Annotated in this window: 14 protein-coding genes; 4 read left to right on the forward strand and 10 right to left on the reverse strand. The window is 58.6% G+C overall.

All coding sequences use genetic code 11. The annotated features are described in order from the left end of the window. The first annotated feature begins 423 nt into the window (after window positions 1–423). The 3 genes from AC2YI2_RS33410 to dapA are packed head-to-tail and all read left to right on the forward strand — an operon-like array spanning window position 424 to window position 3,824. Window positions 424–1,485: a homoserine dehydrogenase gene (locus tag AC2YI2_RS33410; protein WP_487390845.1), complete on the forward strand. Its 1,062-nt coding sequence runs from the start codon at window positions 424–426 to the stop codon at window positions 1,483–1,485. Continuing rightward, complete coding sequence (locus AC2YI2_RS33415; RefSeq protein WP_487390846.1) at window positions 1,485–2,900, forward strand: aldehyde dehydrogenase family protein; 1,416 nt, start codon at window positions 1,485–1,487, stop codon at window positions 2,898–2,900. The genes AC2YI2_RS33410 and AC2YI2_RS33415 overlap by 1 nt, the downstream gene beginning before the upstream one ends. Window positions 2,901–2,945: 45 nt before the next feature. Then, entirely contained in the window at window positions 2,946–3,824 is an 879-nt protein-coding gene (gene dapA, locus AC2YI2_RS33420) for a 4-hydroxy-tetrahydrodipicolinate synthase (protein ID WP_487390847.1), read from the forward strand. 177 nt (window positions 3,825–4,001) lie between these two features. On the opposite strand, the gene AC2YI2_RS33425 is transcribed toward dapA, so the two are convergent. From AC2YI2_RS33425 to AC2YI2_RS33455, 7 genes are all read right to left on the reverse strand, one after another. Then, window positions 4,002–4,445, reverse strand: coding sequence for an Lrp/AsnC family transcriptional regulator (locus AC2YI2_RS33425; protein ID WP_487390848.1), 444 nt, complete (start codon window positions 4,443–4,445; stop codon window positions 4,002–4,004). Continuing rightward, window positions 4,442–5,248 carry a phosphotransferase gene (locus AC2YI2_RS33430; RefSeq protein WP_487390849.1) on the reverse strand — a complete coding sequence of 269 codons (807 nt, stop codon included), beginning with the start codon at window positions 5,246–5,248 and terminating at the stop codon, window positions 4,442–4,444. Before AC2YI2_RS33430 ends, AC2YI2_RS33425 begins: the two co-directional genes overlap by 4 nt. Before the next feature lie 213 nt (window positions 5,249–5,461). Next, the gene (locus AC2YI2_RS33435; RefSeq protein ID WP_487390850.1) at window positions 5,462–5,815 is read right to left on the reverse strand and encodes a cupin domain-containing protein; all 354 of its coding nucleotides are present in this window, start codon (window positions 5,813–5,815) and stop codon (window positions 5,462–5,464) included. Between the two features lie 26 nt (window positions 5,816–5,841). Further along, complete coding sequence (locus AC2YI2_RS33440) at window positions 5,842–6,765, reverse strand: 2-hydroxyacid dehydrogenase (RefSeq protein WP_487390851.1); 924 nt, start codon at window positions 6,763–6,765, stop codon at window positions 5,842–5,844. A 9-nt stretch (window positions 6,766–6,774) separates the two neighbouring features. Further along, a complete protein-coding gene (gene argE / locus AC2YI2_RS33445) occupies window positions 6,775–7,899 on the reverse strand; it encodes an acetylornithine deacetylase (RefSeq protein WP_487390852.1) in 1,125 nt (374 codons plus the stop codon). Between the two features lie 96 nt (window positions 7,900–7,995). Beyond that, window positions 7,996–8,406 (reverse strand): RidA family protein, encoded by a 411-nt coding sequence (locus AC2YI2_RS33450; protein WP_487390853.1) that lies wholly within the window; start codon window positions 8,404–8,406, stop codon window positions 7,996–7,998. Beyond that, window positions 8,406–9,584: an alanine racemase gene (locus AC2YI2_RS33455; RefSeq protein ID WP_487390854.1), complete on the reverse strand. Its 1,179-nt coding sequence runs from the start codon at window positions 9,582–9,584 to the stop codon at window positions 8,406–8,408. The genes AC2YI2_RS33450 and AC2YI2_RS33455 overlap by 1 nt, the downstream gene beginning before the upstream one ends. A gap of 91 nt (window positions 9,585–9,675) precedes the next feature. Here AC2YI2_RS33455 and AC2YI2_RS33460 point away from each other — a divergent pair, with 91 nt between their 5' ends. Beyond that, on the forward strand, window positions 9,676–10,605 hold the full coding sequence (locus AC2YI2_RS33460) for a LysR family transcriptional regulator (protein ID WP_487390855.1): 930 nt from the start codon (window positions 9,676–9,678) through the stop codon (window positions 10,603–10,605). Here AC2YI2_RS33460 and AC2YI2_RS33465 read toward each other — a convergent pair. From AC2YI2_RS33465 to eutB, 3 genes are all read right to left on the reverse strand, one after another. Then, window positions 10,599–12,026, reverse strand: coding sequence for an aldehyde dehydrogenase family protein (locus AC2YI2_RS33465; protein WP_487390856.1), 1,428 nt, complete (start codon window positions 12,024–12,026; stop codon window positions 10,599–10,601). The genes AC2YI2_RS33460 and AC2YI2_RS33465 overlap by 7 nt on opposite strands. 158 nt (window positions 12,027–12,184) lie before the next feature. Then, window positions 12,185–13,180: an ectoine utilization protein EutC gene (gene eutC, locus AC2YI2_RS33470; RefSeq protein ID WP_487390857.1), complete on the reverse strand. Its 996-nt coding sequence runs from the start codon at window positions 13,178–13,180 to the stop codon at window positions 12,185–12,187. After that, the gene (gene eutB, locus AC2YI2_RS33475; RefSeq protein ID WP_487390876.1) at window positions 13,180–14,163 is read right to left on the reverse strand and encodes a hydroxyectoine utilization dehydratase EutB; all 984 of its coding nucleotides are present in this window, start codon (window positions 14,161–14,163) and stop codon (window positions 13,180–13,182) included. Before eutB ends, eutC begins: the two co-directional genes overlap by 1 nt. Window positions 14,164–14,280: the final 117 nt, after the last annotated feature.

Here is a 14,280-nt window from a genome sequence, read left to right on the forward strand (position 1 = left end):
TGATTGTCTCCGCTCAAAGCATGGAGGACTACGAGGTCGTCACCCCGGAAGTTCTTCCCTGAATGGCTCTATATCAAACGTTTCAAGCCAATGGTGGTAATGCACAGGGCCGAGACCGCCGTTTCAGTTCCGATTGCCTACGATCACCGTTTCCAGGCCCTTTTGTTCCCACCAAGATCCGGCTCAGACGCCTCGCTTCGCGGAGCGATTGCCATATCGACGAACTGGACTCGAAGCGCGTCGGCTTCCCTCAGCCTGATCATTTGATAGTTCGAGATCTTAACGCTGGCCAAGAACCGTCACAGAGCAAGACGGCACTAGTTTGAGCAATATGCGCGGCAGATTGGTCTGTTTGTGCCGTTCCCACTGGATGTTTCACCCCAGATGATGTGGGCATAAATTCGCTTCACTGGAGGGAACCACATGAAAATCTACAATATTGCTCTGATCGGATTTGGTGGCGTCAACCGCGCGTTGGCCGAGCTCATTGCGACGAAAAACTCACTGTGGGAGCGAGATCTCGGGTTCCGCCTGAACATCGTCGCCGTCAGTGACCTCTATCTCGGCTCGGTCATTTCGGCAAACGGCCTTGACGCGAAGACGCTGGTTGAAGCGAAATTCGCAAAAGGCGGCTTTGGCGGCCTCTCCGGCGGGACCGTGCAAGCGGACAACGAGACGGTCATCAATACGGCGCCCGCTGATATCATCGTGGAAGCAACATTCACAAACCCCAAGGACGGCGAGCCGGCTGTTTCGCATTGCCGCTGGGCGCTTCAGTCCGGCAAGCACGTCGTCACCACGAACAAGGGGCCGGTGGCAATCGCGGCCCGGGAGCTCAAGGCTCTTGCCAAGGCGAACTGCGTTCATTTCGAGTATGAGGGTTCCGTTATGAGCGGCACCCCGGTCATCCGCATGGTAGCAAAGACTCTCGCCGGCGCGGAGCTGAATGGGTTTGAGGGAATCTTGAACGGCACATCCAACTTCGTTCTCGGCCGAATGGAGAGTGGTCTCGATTTCGCCAGCGCCGTCGCAGAAGCCCAGGCCCTCGGATATGCCGAAGCCGATCCGACCGCCGACGTCGAAGGTTTCGACGTTCGCCTCAAAGTCGTGATCCTGGCAAACGAGCTGCTAGGGGCAAACCTTAAGCCGGAGGAAGTCTCCTGCAAGGGCATTTCCGAGCTTTCGGCGTTCGACATAGAAACAGCGGCAAGGGCGAACAGCCGTTGGAAGCTAATCGGATCGGCGGTGCGCGATGCCGACGGGACAATAACCGGCAGCGTTGCTCCCAGGCAGCTACCCCTCGAGCATCCGCTCGCCGGCGTGAACGGCGCCACCAATGCAGTGTCGCTTAATACCGAGCTGCTCGGCTCTGTCACCGTCACCGGCCCGGGCGCCGGTCGGGTCGAGACCGCCTATGCCCTGCTGTCAGACATAGTTGCCATCCACAAAGCCCAGTCGGCCAAGCTCGCGCAGGAGGTTGCGTGATGCCGAGCTTTGCCGTGAACAAAAAGACCTCTTCAGACGAGATTATCGTCAGGAACCCCTTCGACGGCAGCTTCGTAGGAGCGGTCCCCGAGACCAGTGCGGACGCTGTGAACCTGCTGCTGGAGCGTGCCAAACGTGGCGCGCAAACTGCGCGGTCGCTCCCCCGTCACCAGCGTTCCACAATTCTGGAAATTGCTGCAGCAACAGTCGAAGCCCGCAAAGAGGAATTCGCGCTCCTGATCGTGCGGGAAGCCGGGAAGACAATCACGCAGGCCCGCAAGGAGACGACGCGCTGCGTCAACACCTTGAAGCTCTCGGCGGAGGAAGCTAAGCGGAACGCCGGAGAAGTCATCCCTTTCGATGCCTATGCCGGATCGGAGTCCCGTCAAGGCTGGTACACCCGTGAGCCGCTGGGCATCATTACGGCGATCACACCTTACAACGACCCGCTGAACCTCGTGGCGCACAAACTCGGCCCGGCGCTCGCCGGCGGCAATGCAATTATCCTGAAACCCTCCGAGCTTACGCCTCTCTCGGCGATTAAGCTGGTAGACGTGTTGGTCGAAAGCGGTCTGCCGGAGGAAGTTATCACCGTCGCTGTCGGCGGCGCGGATCTGGGCAAGGCGCTCGTGGCAGCCAAGGACGTTCGAATGATCTCCTTCACAGGCGGGTTTGCAAGCGGTGAGGCCATCGCAAAAACTGCTGGCATCAAGAAGCTCGCGATGGATCTTGGTGGCAATGCACCAGTGATCGTGATGGAAAACAGCGAAGTTGACGCCGCTGTTGAAGATTGCGTGTCGGGTGCCTTCTGGGCGGCGGGCCAGAACTGCATCGGAACGCAGCGGATTTTGATCCAGCGTCCGATCTATGAACGGTTCAAGACCGAGTTCTTGGCCCAGACCGTCAAACTGAAGACCGGCAACCCGATGGAATCGGACACCGATGTGGGCCCGATGATTTCCGAGAAGGCGGTCAAACGAACCACTGCCATGGTCGAGAGCGCAATCGTTGCCGGGGCGACGCTGCTTTGCGGCCACGTTCCCTCAGGCACGCTCTATCCTCCGACCGTACTCGAGAACGTGCCGGCGACCTGCGACGTATTGAATGAAGAAGTCTTTGCACCGGTTGTGATCTTGCAGCCGTTCGAGGGACTGGATGAGGCAATACAGCTGGCAAACCAACCGGAATACAGCCTCCATGCAGGGATTTTTACCAACGATCTTGCCACGGCCCTCGATGCTGCCAAGCGCATCGATGCCGGCGGTATCATGATCAACCAATCATCCGACTATCGGTTCGACGCCATGCCCTTTGGCGGGTTCAAATACGGTAGCATGGGACGCGAAGGCGTCCGTTTTGCCTACGAAGACATGACGCAACCGAAGGTTGTTTGCATCACTACGCTGCAGCGCTAATCGGCGCTGCAGTCTTTTCAAGTCCCTCGTTGCCTGGAAGTTAAGATGTTCAAAGGATCTATCACCGCACTTGTCACCCCGTTCGCCGATGGAAAAGTCGATGAGGTTGCATTTCGCAGCCTCATCGAATGGCAGATCGCCGAGGGCACGGCAGGGCTTGTCCCCTGCGGAACCACAGGGGAAAGCCCAACTCTCAGCCATAACGAGCATAAACGCGTCGTTGAAATTACGATCGAGACTGCCAAGGGTCGCGTTCCGGTCATTGCCGGTGCGGGCTCCAACAGCACCGAGGAAGCAATAGGCTTCGTGCGGCACGCCCAGGAGGCTGGCGCGGACGGTCTGCTAATCGTCGCTCCGTACTACAATAAGCCCACGCAGGAGGGGATTTATCGGCACTTCAAGGCCATCGATGCCGAAGCTACGGTTCCGATAATCGTCTACAATATTCCGGGTCGGAGTGTGATTGATATTCAGGTCGAAACGCTTGCTCGCATTTATAACGATTGCTCGAACGTCAAGGGCGTCAAGGATGCAACGGGCAATCTTTTACGCCCCTCGCTTGAGCGGATGGCTTGCGGCAAGGAGTTTAATCTGCTGACTGGCGAAGACGGCACGGCGCTCGGTTACATGGCCCATGGGGGTCACGGCTGCATCTCGGTCACCGCGAATGTTACTCCCCGACTGTGTGCAGACTTGCAGAAGGCGTGCTTGAAGGGCGATTTCACCTCGGCACTGGCTCTTCAAGATCGACTGATGCCCCTTCACCGCGCACTGTTCCTCGAAGCCAGCCCAGCCGGTGTGAAATTCGCGTTGGCGCGACTTTCTAAGATCCGCGACGAGCTGCGTCTTCCCCTCGTGGAGGTCAGCACTCCCATACAGCAAGCCATCGCCGATGCGATGCGCCACGCCGGCATTTTACAGTAGTGGAGACAAAGGTGAGGTATTCGAGGGGATACTATCGATCCTTCCTGGCGTCCCCGGCGAAGGCCTGCATTAGCGCGACGCCTGACAGTAACCGTACAGCCCTCGGGTCAAACGCAGGGCCGATCCTCGACGGACGAAAAAAGCGGTGGTTCCATTGATCGACCCAAGCGCGGCGCGCTATTTTCGGATGACGGAGGAGAGCGCAAAAGAAGTCAACGTGTCGCGCACGCTTGGCATCTCAGCTATCACGTTCCAAATCTTCGCTATGCGGTCCGCGTCGGGAGACTCGACCCTGACCAGGAGATCGAAATCACCCGTCATCACATCGCAAGTTACCACTTCCGGAATCTTTTGAAGCGCCTGAATAACGTCCCCGCCCCTCATGCGATCGTGCCGATAGACGAAGATCAGAGCGGTCGTGAGGTGTTGGCTGGTTTCTCCACCACCGGTGATGATCGTATACCCTTTGATAAAGCCCTCTCGCTCAAGTCGCTCGATCCGCACACGAACAGCGTTGCGCGACAGGTTCACCTTCGCGGACAACTCCGCGTGGGAGGTTCGAGCGTTGGCCTTCAGAGCGGCCATTATCTGTTCGTCGGTTCGATCAAGAAGATATTTCATGGGGTCGGAGCCGGCAAATAACCTAGAATGTCCGAAGTTGCTGAACGATAAGCTGTCACGGCAATTTCCGGAAGGAAGGTTCTTTCCGTCTGGCTCGCAAATCGCCTCGCCGTGGAAGCCATAATGAAGCCGGGCAGCGCTTTCCTTTCTCCACCGATCAATTGTCGGACCTCTTCATAACCCTTCAGCAGCGCACGCGCGCGATCTTTGTTCAGGTCTCCGTTGGCTTCTCCCGCCCAGCCGACCAGCACATCGGCAATCTCCGACACGAGTGCATCGTCGTGGCGCATCCTGAAGTTAATGATCCCTCCAACTTCGTCTCCAAGAAAAAAGACATTCGGTTGGACCAATGCACCGTGAACGGTCCCTGTTGGAAGACCGGGCGAAATTGGCTTTGCCTTCCGTTCAAAAACAGTATGGATTTGAGCCATCGTGCGCCCCAAGCTTCGGCATTTTGCGGGACCTGCAACGGTGGACGAGGAGCCCTGTACAAAGCTGACAGTGGCAACCAACCGGTTTGCAGCCCGACACGTGGCGTTGCCTTCGAGCGTCCGCAGCGGCGCGGGGCATGGGACGCCCTTCTGAGAGAGCGCTTCCATGGTTTCAAAAGCTCTTTCCAGATCCAGAGGCTGGGCTCCGTTCTCAAAAAGCGTTACTATGAACTCGCCTTCCGCGGCGCGAAATAGGTACGTTGTATCGGTGTCGCCATCAGCGATCCCGACGACTGACGAGAGCGAAGTAAAGCCATAAGCAGCAGTAATCGCTTGGCGATCTTCGTCAGAAAGCTCCGTAAAAACAGCCATCGTCACCCCCTGTAAATCCCGAGGCCAAACACCGGAATTTCAAACCCTACCTGTCATGGCAGAGATCCTCATCTTAATACCAAGTTTTGTCCGCTTCTATGCGCGCGATATTTACCGCGTTCCCCGGAACTTTGCGCGGCGGAAAGTCTTCTTTTTCCGCCGCAGCGTAGAGGAACTGTTCTTCGCGCAAACCCCAGCACGGCCACCGGCCTGCTACATGACCGTCACGTAGATCTTCCTCACAGTCTCCACAGTGCGCCAGGTGCCAACAAAACCAGGTTTCATCACGAAATTGTCGCCTGCCCTATACGTGACCGGTTCACCGCCAACTGGAGTGATCTCCACGACGCCTTGCAGGATGTGGCAAAACTCGAAGGTCTCGCCTTTGATGGAGTGTGTCAGTCCCGGAGTTGCTTCCCAGACGCCGGTATGGATCATTTCACCTCGAGCCACGTCTTGGGCCCAGCTCTTGAACGAGGGGTCGCCGGATATAAGGCGATCCGGGCCGGGCTTGGATTCACGCGGAGTATCGGTGCTGTTTGGTACGATGGTCTTGAGGTGGGACATGTTTTCTCCTTGCTCCCTGGTTGTGCTCAATAGCCGCGGGCACGATCGACGAGGCCGATCGGATCGAGGCCGTCGCGATGGCGTTTGATATTGTCGATGACGGCACGGGCTGCCGTCTCCGGCTGCGTGACGCTTGCAACGTGCGGTGTCAGCATGATTTTTGGATGCCGCCAGAACGTATGTTCGGGAGGCAACGGCTCCGGTTCGGTCACATCGATGACGGCGCCCGATAGATGCTCGTCATCGAGAGCCGCAATGAGTGCGTCGTGATCGAGTTGCGCGCCGCGTCCGACATGGACGAGCGCCGCACCCGGAGGAAGGGCCGCGAACAACCCGCCGTCGAGCAGTCCGTGTGTATCCTGCGTCAGCGGCAGGAGACAGATAAGGATGTCTGTCTGCGACAGAAACGGAGTAAGCCCATCCGGGCCGTGATAGCACTCGACACCATCCAGGCGTCGTTCCGAGCGGCTCCAGGCGGCGAGTGGAAATCCGAATGGTTTCAGGCGCTCGATGACGGAGTGGGCGAGCATGCCAAGGCCAAGGATGCCAATCCGCCGCTGAGCTGCCTGGCGCACAGGAAGGGAGCGCCACGTGGCGGCAGCCTGCTGGCCGATATAGGCTTTCAGGTTGCGGTGCAGGGCGAGCACGGCAAGTGTCACATATTCCTGCATCATGCGCACGATACCGTCCTCGACCATGCGGACGAGCATGACGTTCGAAGGAAGCGTCTCCGTATCGAACTGGTCGACGCCGGCGCCGATGGAGAAGACAATTTCCAGGTTCCTGAAGCGATGAAGATCGGGGGGCGCCGTCCAGGTGAGAATGTAGCGGATCTCTTCCGGTGCGCGCTCTGAGATATCCATGACGAAAGGCAGATCGGGCAGCTCGCGTGCAAAAACTTCGGCGAAGACGCGGCCTCTTTCTCGATCCGAATTGAACCAGAAAACCATAGAGCCCTCTCAGTGTTGCAAGGTTTTGGCTAGCCGCAGGATCATTTCCTCGCAGGCAGCCAGCTCGTCGATGCGAATGAATTCGTCGGCGCGATGAGCGCGCGCGATGTCGCCCGGGCCGCAGATGATCGCGTCGATCCCGGCAGCCTGATAGAGTCCGGCTTCGGTGCCATAGCTGACGGCCGCCAAGGTCGGCATGCCGGTCAGTTCCTGCATCAGCTGGGCGAGCGGCGCTTCGGCATCAAGCGAGAGCGCTGGATAGTTGCTGCAGATCTCCCATATCATCTGATAGCCGCCCTTCGCTAGCGCTTCCGCGGCGGCCTTGATGGGTTCCAGCAGGACCGTTGGGGACACACCGACAACGGCTCGGGCTTCCAGTTCAAGAGCGCACAGATCGGGGATAATATTGACGCTGCGGCCACCCACAATTGTGCCGATCTGCAGGGTAGAATAAGGGGGCTCGAAATTCTGATCGAAGGGCCCGTTCCGAATAGTATTGATCGTCTTCATCGCCGCATTCATCACCGCGGTCATAGCGTGAATGGCGTTGAGGCCCTTATCGGGGCGCGACGAATGGCCGGTCGCGCCATGGATTTCGATTCGAGCGGCTGCCTTTCCCTTGTGTCCCCGGACCGCAACCATGCCGCTCGGCTCACCGATAATTGCGCCCAACGGCGGTGCGCACAGATCCTCAATCTGTCGGATCATATGTGGCACGCCCCGGCACCCGGCTTCCTCATCATACGAAAAGGCGAAGTGGATCGGGCTGCTTAATGGCATCTTTGTCATAGCGGGAAGCGCAGAAAGAGCCGCGGCGAGAAAACCTTTCATGTCGCACGCCCCTCTGCCGAAGAGCTGATTGCCCTCCGCCCGCAGGCGAAAGGGATCGGATGTCCAGCTCGGCTCAGACGCGGGAACGACGTCCATATGTCCTGAAAGAATGTAGCCGGGCTTGTCTCTCGGCCCAATGGAGGCGAAGAGATTGGCGCGATCACCTTCCGGTCCCGGCAAGACAGTCGCGAAGGCACCGTAACTCTCGAAAAAATCCCTGACCCATGCGACAATCTCACCGTTCGGAGTGCCTACAACGGAGGGGAAGCCGACCAGCCGGTCCAATATGTCCTTAGCATTCATCTCAGACTTTCCTTCCGGAGACACTTCCCGTTCGCCGTCCTTGCCTCTATCGCTCTCAGCCCTTGAGCTGCCCCACCTTGGGTATTCTGGGCTGTTTTATGCCGGGTTGGGGGGAGGATTTTGGTCGAACACTGCGATCGCATCGACTTCGACGAGATAGCCGTAATGGAGTTCAGGTACTGGGACGACGGTGCGCGCTGGGCAGGCATCCCCCAGCCTTGCAGCATAAACCTGGTTGAAGCGGGGCCAATTGCCCACACCGACGATGTAGGCAGTTACCCTGACGAGATCAGCCGGAGTTCCGCCTGCGGCTTCTAGAACCGCCAGCATGTTGTCGACGGCCAGCGCCGCCTGCATTTCAAAACTGTCGTCGACAAGCGACTGCCCATCCGGGCGAATTGGGAGCTGCCCGGAAATATAGAGATGCTGACCCGCCAGTTTCGCCTGGACGTAATGACCCGCGGGACGGGGTGCACGATCGGTACTTACTGTTATGGATTGGGACATCACCAGCCTCCGAAACGTGGCCAGCAGGCCTCGACGACATGCGAGCGGCCGCGCACCACATGATAGGCTGCGTGCTGCGCAGCAGTCGCGCACGCGTGGTTTGGCAGTATCCGTACCCGATCTCCGACCGCCAGATCGGGCAGGTGTGCGTCCGACCCGGGCCGTACCGCGATGATTCCATGCTCCTGGTTCGCGTCGATAACGATAATGTCACGATAGGCATCGCCGTCGATGTCACAGACGAGCCCGTAGCCTTGATCGATAGCCTGCTTGCTGGTGCCACGGTCCCGCGACAGCGACATCCATCCGCCATCGGTTATGATCCAGCCCTTCTCACGCTGGTGTCCGATAACCGTCGCAAGAACGCTGAGCGCAACGTCATCGACTTGGCAGACCCCGATTCCTGCCATCACCAGATCGAAGAACACGAACACGCCGGCGCGGACTTCGGTCACTCCGGCGAGATCCTTCGCGTGATGGGCCGTCGGCGTCGAGCCGACGCTGACGATCGGGCACTGCAGGCCCGCCCTGCGAAGTACCTGCGCGGCTTCCACAACGGCCAATCGCTCCGCTTCCGCATAACGCTGTTGGGCCTCGACGCCCCCACCTTTGTAGCTATCGCCGGCATGGGTCAGCACACCACGCAGCTCGGCACCTGCCGCCAGAGTCTGCCCAATCTCCAGCAACAGGGCGTGATTGGCGGGCACAACACCCGAGCGGTGACCGTCACAATCAATCTCGATCATGGCCGGGATGCGCGTTCCTGTATTGCGGGATGCGTCGGCCACCACCCGTGCTTGCTCGACGGTGTCCAGAATGACCACGAGATCAACGCCCTTGGCGCGTAACTCGGCGACACGCACGAGCTTCGCCGGGGCGATGCCGACCGCGTAGATCATGTCGCGAACACCTGCGGCGGCGAACTGCTCGGCTTCTTTCAAGGTGGAGACAGTCGCGGGGCCCTCGGGTGTGCTCATGAACCGCCGGGCCGCTTCAATCGACTTCGCCGTCTTCAGATGCGGCCGCAGTGACACGCCGAAGCCATCAAGCCGGCACCTGAGCCGCGAGACATTCCGATCCATCCGGTCCACATCCAGAACCAGACAGGGCGTTTCCAGCGCTTCAATACTGGTCGTTGCGGCCGAATGGATGGTGGCCTTGATCGTCGCTAGATCCATGAATCCGATCTCCATTTCCGATTCAAGCTTGTCGCGAAACCATAAAGATGGCAATTAATGGTCAGTGAATGTTCACTTCAGGTGCGAATTAATGCTGACCTCCGAGGAGCTCGCTTTTTTTTCGGTCCTCACAGGCTCGAAATCTCTCGCCGAAAGCGCGAGAAAACTGAACGTGACGCCTCCGGCTGTGACCCAGCGTTTGCGCGCGCTTGAAGAGAAAGTCGGGGTACGTCTGATCGACCGCTCCGGGCGCCACCTGCTCCTGACCGAAGAGGGCTCTTTGGTCGCGTCTCACAGTGTTATCGTCAGTGACGCCATCGACTCGCTGGCAGAGGCATTAGCTGATCGCAAGGGTGCGGTTCGCGGACACCTGAGGGTCGCGGCGCCACACGGGTTCGGACGTCTCTATGTGGCGCCGGTCGTGGAAGCATTCGCGCGCGAGCACGACGGCGCGACCGCGACCTTGCAGCTGTCGGATCATCCAATTGCCCTGCGCGTTGACAGCTATGATGTCGTTGTCCATATCGGGGCGCCGGGACATCTGGACCAGGTCGTCACGACATTGGCGCCGAATCCGCGGGTTCTCTGCGCAACTACGAAATACCTTAGCTCGGCTCCGCCCATTTCTTCGCCCGCTGACCTTGCTAAACATCGCTGTCTTGCTATTCGGGAGAATGAAGAGGACGTGACGCTGTGGCGTTTCACGGGGCCGCGACAGGAGAATGCGACGGTGCGTGTAGATCCCGTCATGTCGAGTAACGACGGCGCCGTCATCCGCGAATGGGCACTCGCACATCAAGGCATAATGATCCGTTCCCAGTGGAACGTGGCAGAAGATCTCGCCGAGGGACGTCTGCAGCACGTACTTCCGGACTGGAAACTTCCACCGGCCGATATCGTCGCCATGCTCGGGTCGCGGCACGGGCGAAGTGCGCGGACCACCGCTTTCTTGACAATGCTTCGTCAGTCGCTGAAGCCGCTGCCCTGGCGAGCAGACCCTGCGACGCCGCCGCGTCAATAACCGAGAATGGACTTCGTCTCGAGGTACTCTTCGAGTCCGTGAACGCCATACTCGCGTCCGTTGCCCGAGCGCTTGTAGCCACCGAACGCGGCCGCTCCGTCCCACACCGGATAGTTGATATGAACCTGGCCAGCACGGATACACGCTGCGACCTGTCGTGCCCGATCCGGATCCGAAGACTGGACATGGGCGCCTAATCCATAAACGGTGTCGTTGGCAATCGCGATTGCCTCTTCCTCGTTCTTGTACGGCATGATCGAAAGCACGGGGCCGAAGATCTCCTCACGAGCGATGCGCATGTCGGACGTCACTTCGGAAAAGATCGTCGGCTGTACGAAGAAGCCGCTATCGAGGCCCTCCGGCCGGCCCAGTCCGCCGCAAAGCAGTTTAGCGCCGTCGTCGATACCCGCCTGAATCATGGTTTGCACCCGCTCAAACTGGGCACGATTTGCTATAGGACCCATGGTCGTCGCCGGATCAAGTGGGGCGCCAACAATGACGGCGCACGCAGTTGTGCTTGCCAGTTCCTCGACTTCGGCGAGCCGATGCGCGGGGACAAGCATGCGCGTCGGGGCGCTGCACGACTGGCCGACATTGCGCATGCCGGCGAGGACCCCCTTCGGCACAGCCTCACTGAAGTCGGCGTCATTGAGGAAAAGGTTGGGCGACTTGCCGCCGAGCTCCTGGACAACCCGCTTCACCGTCGGCGCGGCCGCCTGCGCGACGAGCACGCCAGCGCGCGTCGAGCCCGTGATCGAAATCATGTCAACATCCGCATGGCTGGCGAGCGCTGCGCCGACGCTCTCGCCAGAACCATTGACCAGATTGAATACGCCCGGCGGCGTTCCGGCATCATGCATCAATTGGGCAAAGAGCAGAGCACTATAGGGTGACAGTTCGCTGGGCTTGAGGACGATCGTGCAGCCTGCCGCGATCGCGGGGGCGACCTTGGCGGTGATCTGGTAGAGCGGCCAGTTCCAGGGAGTAATCAAAGCGCAAACGCCAATCGCCTCCTTGGCGGTCGCGGTGCGCTCATTGACCGTCACAAACTGATACTTTTCCAGAACGTCCATCTGGACGCGTATGTGCTCGGCGGCGAATGGAACCTGGGAAGCCCGCGCGAAGCTGATCGCTGCTCCCATTTCCATAACGAGGGCTTGCGCGAATGTCTCAGCTCTTTCCTTCAGGAGCGAATGCATCCTGCCGAGCAGACCCAGTCTTTCGGACACGGACGATCGAGAGTAGGCGGGGAAGGCTTTGCGCGCCGCTGCAACCGCAAGATCGACGTGATTTGCACCGCCCGCAGCAATATGCCCAATTACCTGTTCAGAGGCCGGATCCACGACAGGCAGACGGGTTACATCCGCAAATTCCCGCCATTCCCCACCAATGTAGAACTGGTTTTCGCGTTCGGTCAACATGTCTTACCTCGTGTCACGCGGCCTTTCGAGCTGCCTGATGAAGATGCCCGAAACGACTAGAACATGACAGTTTATGTCGTCTGAATGGTGGATTTAGAAGAGTATTAACAAAGAAGCCGCCTAACGTCAGTGGCCGGCCTACCCGCATGGATGTCCATTCAAAAGCTGCTTACCAAGCCGGCGTCAAGCTCTTCAGCGCGCTGAAAGGCCAACGTGGCGATCGCCGTATCTTGAACTCCTGTACCGGTCAGATCGGCGATCGTGATGTCTTCATTGCGAGTACGTCCGATTTTCCGGCCTGCAATAATTTGACCCAGTTCCGGAAAATCTGCGTCGCTCGAAATGAGCCCAGCCTCGATAGCATGATGGAGTTCACCCAGCCTTCGTGTCTGTTTCAGGCTGTCCGCCACGTAAATCTCTGCACGCGCAATCGCGCCCGGATCGATCTCGTTTTTATGTTCAGCATCAGAGCCCATGGCTGTAACGTGCTGCCCAGGTTCAAGCCAAGAGGCATGAAGAATCGGCCGGTCCGCAGGTGTCGTTGTCACAATGATATGGGAACCCAATACTGCTTCCTGCGCATCGGCGAATGCAGTGACCGGCAGGCGGTGCTCGCGCTTCAACTGTTCGGCCAGCGCCTCGGCTTTGTGCCGATCACGTGCCCATATACGCACCTCTCGGATTGCCCTCACCAGAGTGAGCGCTTGGAGTTGCAGTCTTGCCTGGACTCCGGCACCGAAGATGGTTGCGATCGAGGCATCTTCCCGCGACAGATGTTTTGCGGCGACAGCGCCGGCAGCCGCCGTCCTGACATCGGTCAGATAGCCATTGTCTAGGAGAAGGGCCTGAATCATTCCGGTTTTGCTTGAGAGCAAAATCATCATTCCGCTTGTGCTCGGAAGACCGATCTTCGGATTGTCAAAGAAGCCGGAGCTAATTTTGATCGCGAAACCGCTCAGCCCTGGAATATACGCGGTTTTGACATCGACTTCGCCTCTGCTCTCAGGCACATCCAGACGTAAAATAGGCGGCATATTCACGCCACCTTCGACGGCTAGGGCTCGAAAAGCACCTTCCACACATTTGACTGCATCGAGATCCAGCGGGACGATGTGTTTGAGCTCAAGCTCAGTGAGTATTTTCATAGTCGACATCAATCCACCTCAGTCGCTAAGTTAAATCCGTTGATGACTTTTCGATGCAGTGTCATGTCGATATTTTGGCCTGTGAGGATTATTGCTACTGGACCTTTGAGATAGGCCAACTTGCCGGAAAGCAGCGCCGCGATACCAACGGCGCCAGCGCCTTCGACTATTTCACGCTCACACTCATAGGCGTGCCGGATACCGCTCGCTATTTCGCGTTCGGTGACGAGGACAACATCGTCGAGAAGGGCTTTGCACATCGGGAAAGTCCAATCGTTGTCCAAATCGATGCCCCCTCCCAGCGAGTCGGCCAAACTGCGATATTCCATCACTTGCACTGGGTGGCCCGCGTCGATGCTAGCCTTCATGGCTGCTCCGCGGTCCATGGTGACACCGATGACCTTAGTCGCCGGCCGCATGGCCTTTACGGCTGCAGCAACGCCTGCTGCCAAGCCACCTCCGGAAAGAGGAACGAGAACCGCGGCGACCTCGGGGATCGCCTCGGCGATTTCTAGCCCGATCGTTCCCTGGCCGGCGATGACGTGGGGATGATCAAACGGCGGGATCATAGTGAGACCATCTTCAGCAACCAGCCGCTCGACTTCCTTTTGTGCATCGTCCTGCGACGAACCCACTATGTGCACTGTCGCGCCCAGCCGTCGGATTTCGGCGACTTTGTTTTCCGGCACCAGACGCGACATGCAAATGGTCGCGTGCGAGCCAACTGCACGCGCAGCATAGGAAAGTGCTCTTCCGTGATTGCCGGTTGAGGCTGCGATGACGCCGCGATCGCGCTCCAATTGGCTGAGTTGAAGAACTGCGTTTGTTGCACCCCGGAGCTTGAAGCTACCGGTCAATTGGCGATTCTCGAGCTTCAAGCTGACTTGGGCTCCGATCCGTTCCGATAGCGACGGCGATGTCGCTAGAGGGGTACGGAGGACATGACTGGCGATGCGCTCACCTGCCTGCTCGATCAAATCTTGGCTAATCATAGTGTTCACTTTCTCCCGAAGCCGTTACGTCCGACGGAGCGTCATCGGGCCCGGCTTCCCTCATTGATCCGCGCAGTATTGGCTTAATGCTTTAGCGCAGACCGCCCTTCGAACAGC

The organism is Rhizobium sp. SRI_017, from assembly GCF_057586295.1.

Coding starts and splice junctions, on each gene's coding strand:
- AC2YI2_RS33410 (WP_487390845.1), top strand. CDS start 424: ATGAAAATCTACAATATTGCTCTGATCGGATTTGGTGGCGTCAACCGC.
- AC2YI2_RS33415 (WP_487390846.1), top strand. CDS start 1,485: ATGCCGAGCTTTGCCGTGAACAAAAAGACCTCTTCAGACGAGATTATC.
- dapA (WP_487390847.1), top strand. CDS start 2,946: ATGTTCAAAGGATCTATCACCGCACTTGTCACCCCGTTCGCCGATGGA.
- AC2YI2_RS33425 (WP_487390848.1), bottom strand. CDS start 4,445: ATGAAATATCTTCTTGATCGAACCGACGAACAGATAATGGCCGCTCTG.
- AC2YI2_RS33430 (WP_487390849.1), bottom strand. CDS start 5,248: ATGGCTGTTTTTACGGAGCTTTCTGACGAAGATCGCCAAGCGATTACT.
- AC2YI2_RS33435 (WP_487390850.1), bottom strand. CDS start 5,815: ATGTCCCACCTCAAGACCATCGTACCAAACAGCACCGATACTCCGCGT.
- AC2YI2_RS33440 (WP_487390851.1), bottom strand. CDS start 6,765: ATGGTTTTCTGGTTCAATTCGGATCGAGAAAGAGGCCGCGTCTTCGCC.
- argE (WP_487390852.1), bottom strand. CDS start 7,899: ATGAATGCTAAGGACATATTGGACCGGCTGGTCGGCTTCCCCTCCGTT.
- AC2YI2_RS33450 (WP_487390853.1), bottom strand. CDS start 8,406: ATGTCCCAATCCATAACAGTAAGTACCGATCGTGCACCCCGTCCCGCG.
- AC2YI2_RS33455 (WP_487390854.1), bottom strand. CDS start 9,584: ATGGATCTAGCGACGATCAAGGCCACCATCCATTCGGCCGCAACGACC.
- AC2YI2_RS33460 (WP_487390855.1), top strand. CDS start 9,676: ATGCTGACCTCCGAGGAGCTCGCTTTTTTTTCGGTCCTCACAGGCTCG.
- AC2YI2_RS33465 (WP_487390856.1), bottom strand. CDS start 12,026: ATGTTGACCGAACGCGAAAACCAGTTCTACATTGGTGGGGAATGGCGG.
- eutC (WP_487390857.1), bottom strand. CDS start 13,180: ATGTCGACTATGAAAATACTCACTGAGCTTGAGCTCAAACACATCGTC.
- eutB (WP_487390876.1), bottom strand. CDS start 14,163: ATGATTAGCCAAGATTTGATCGAGCAGGCAGGTGAGCGCATCGCCAGT.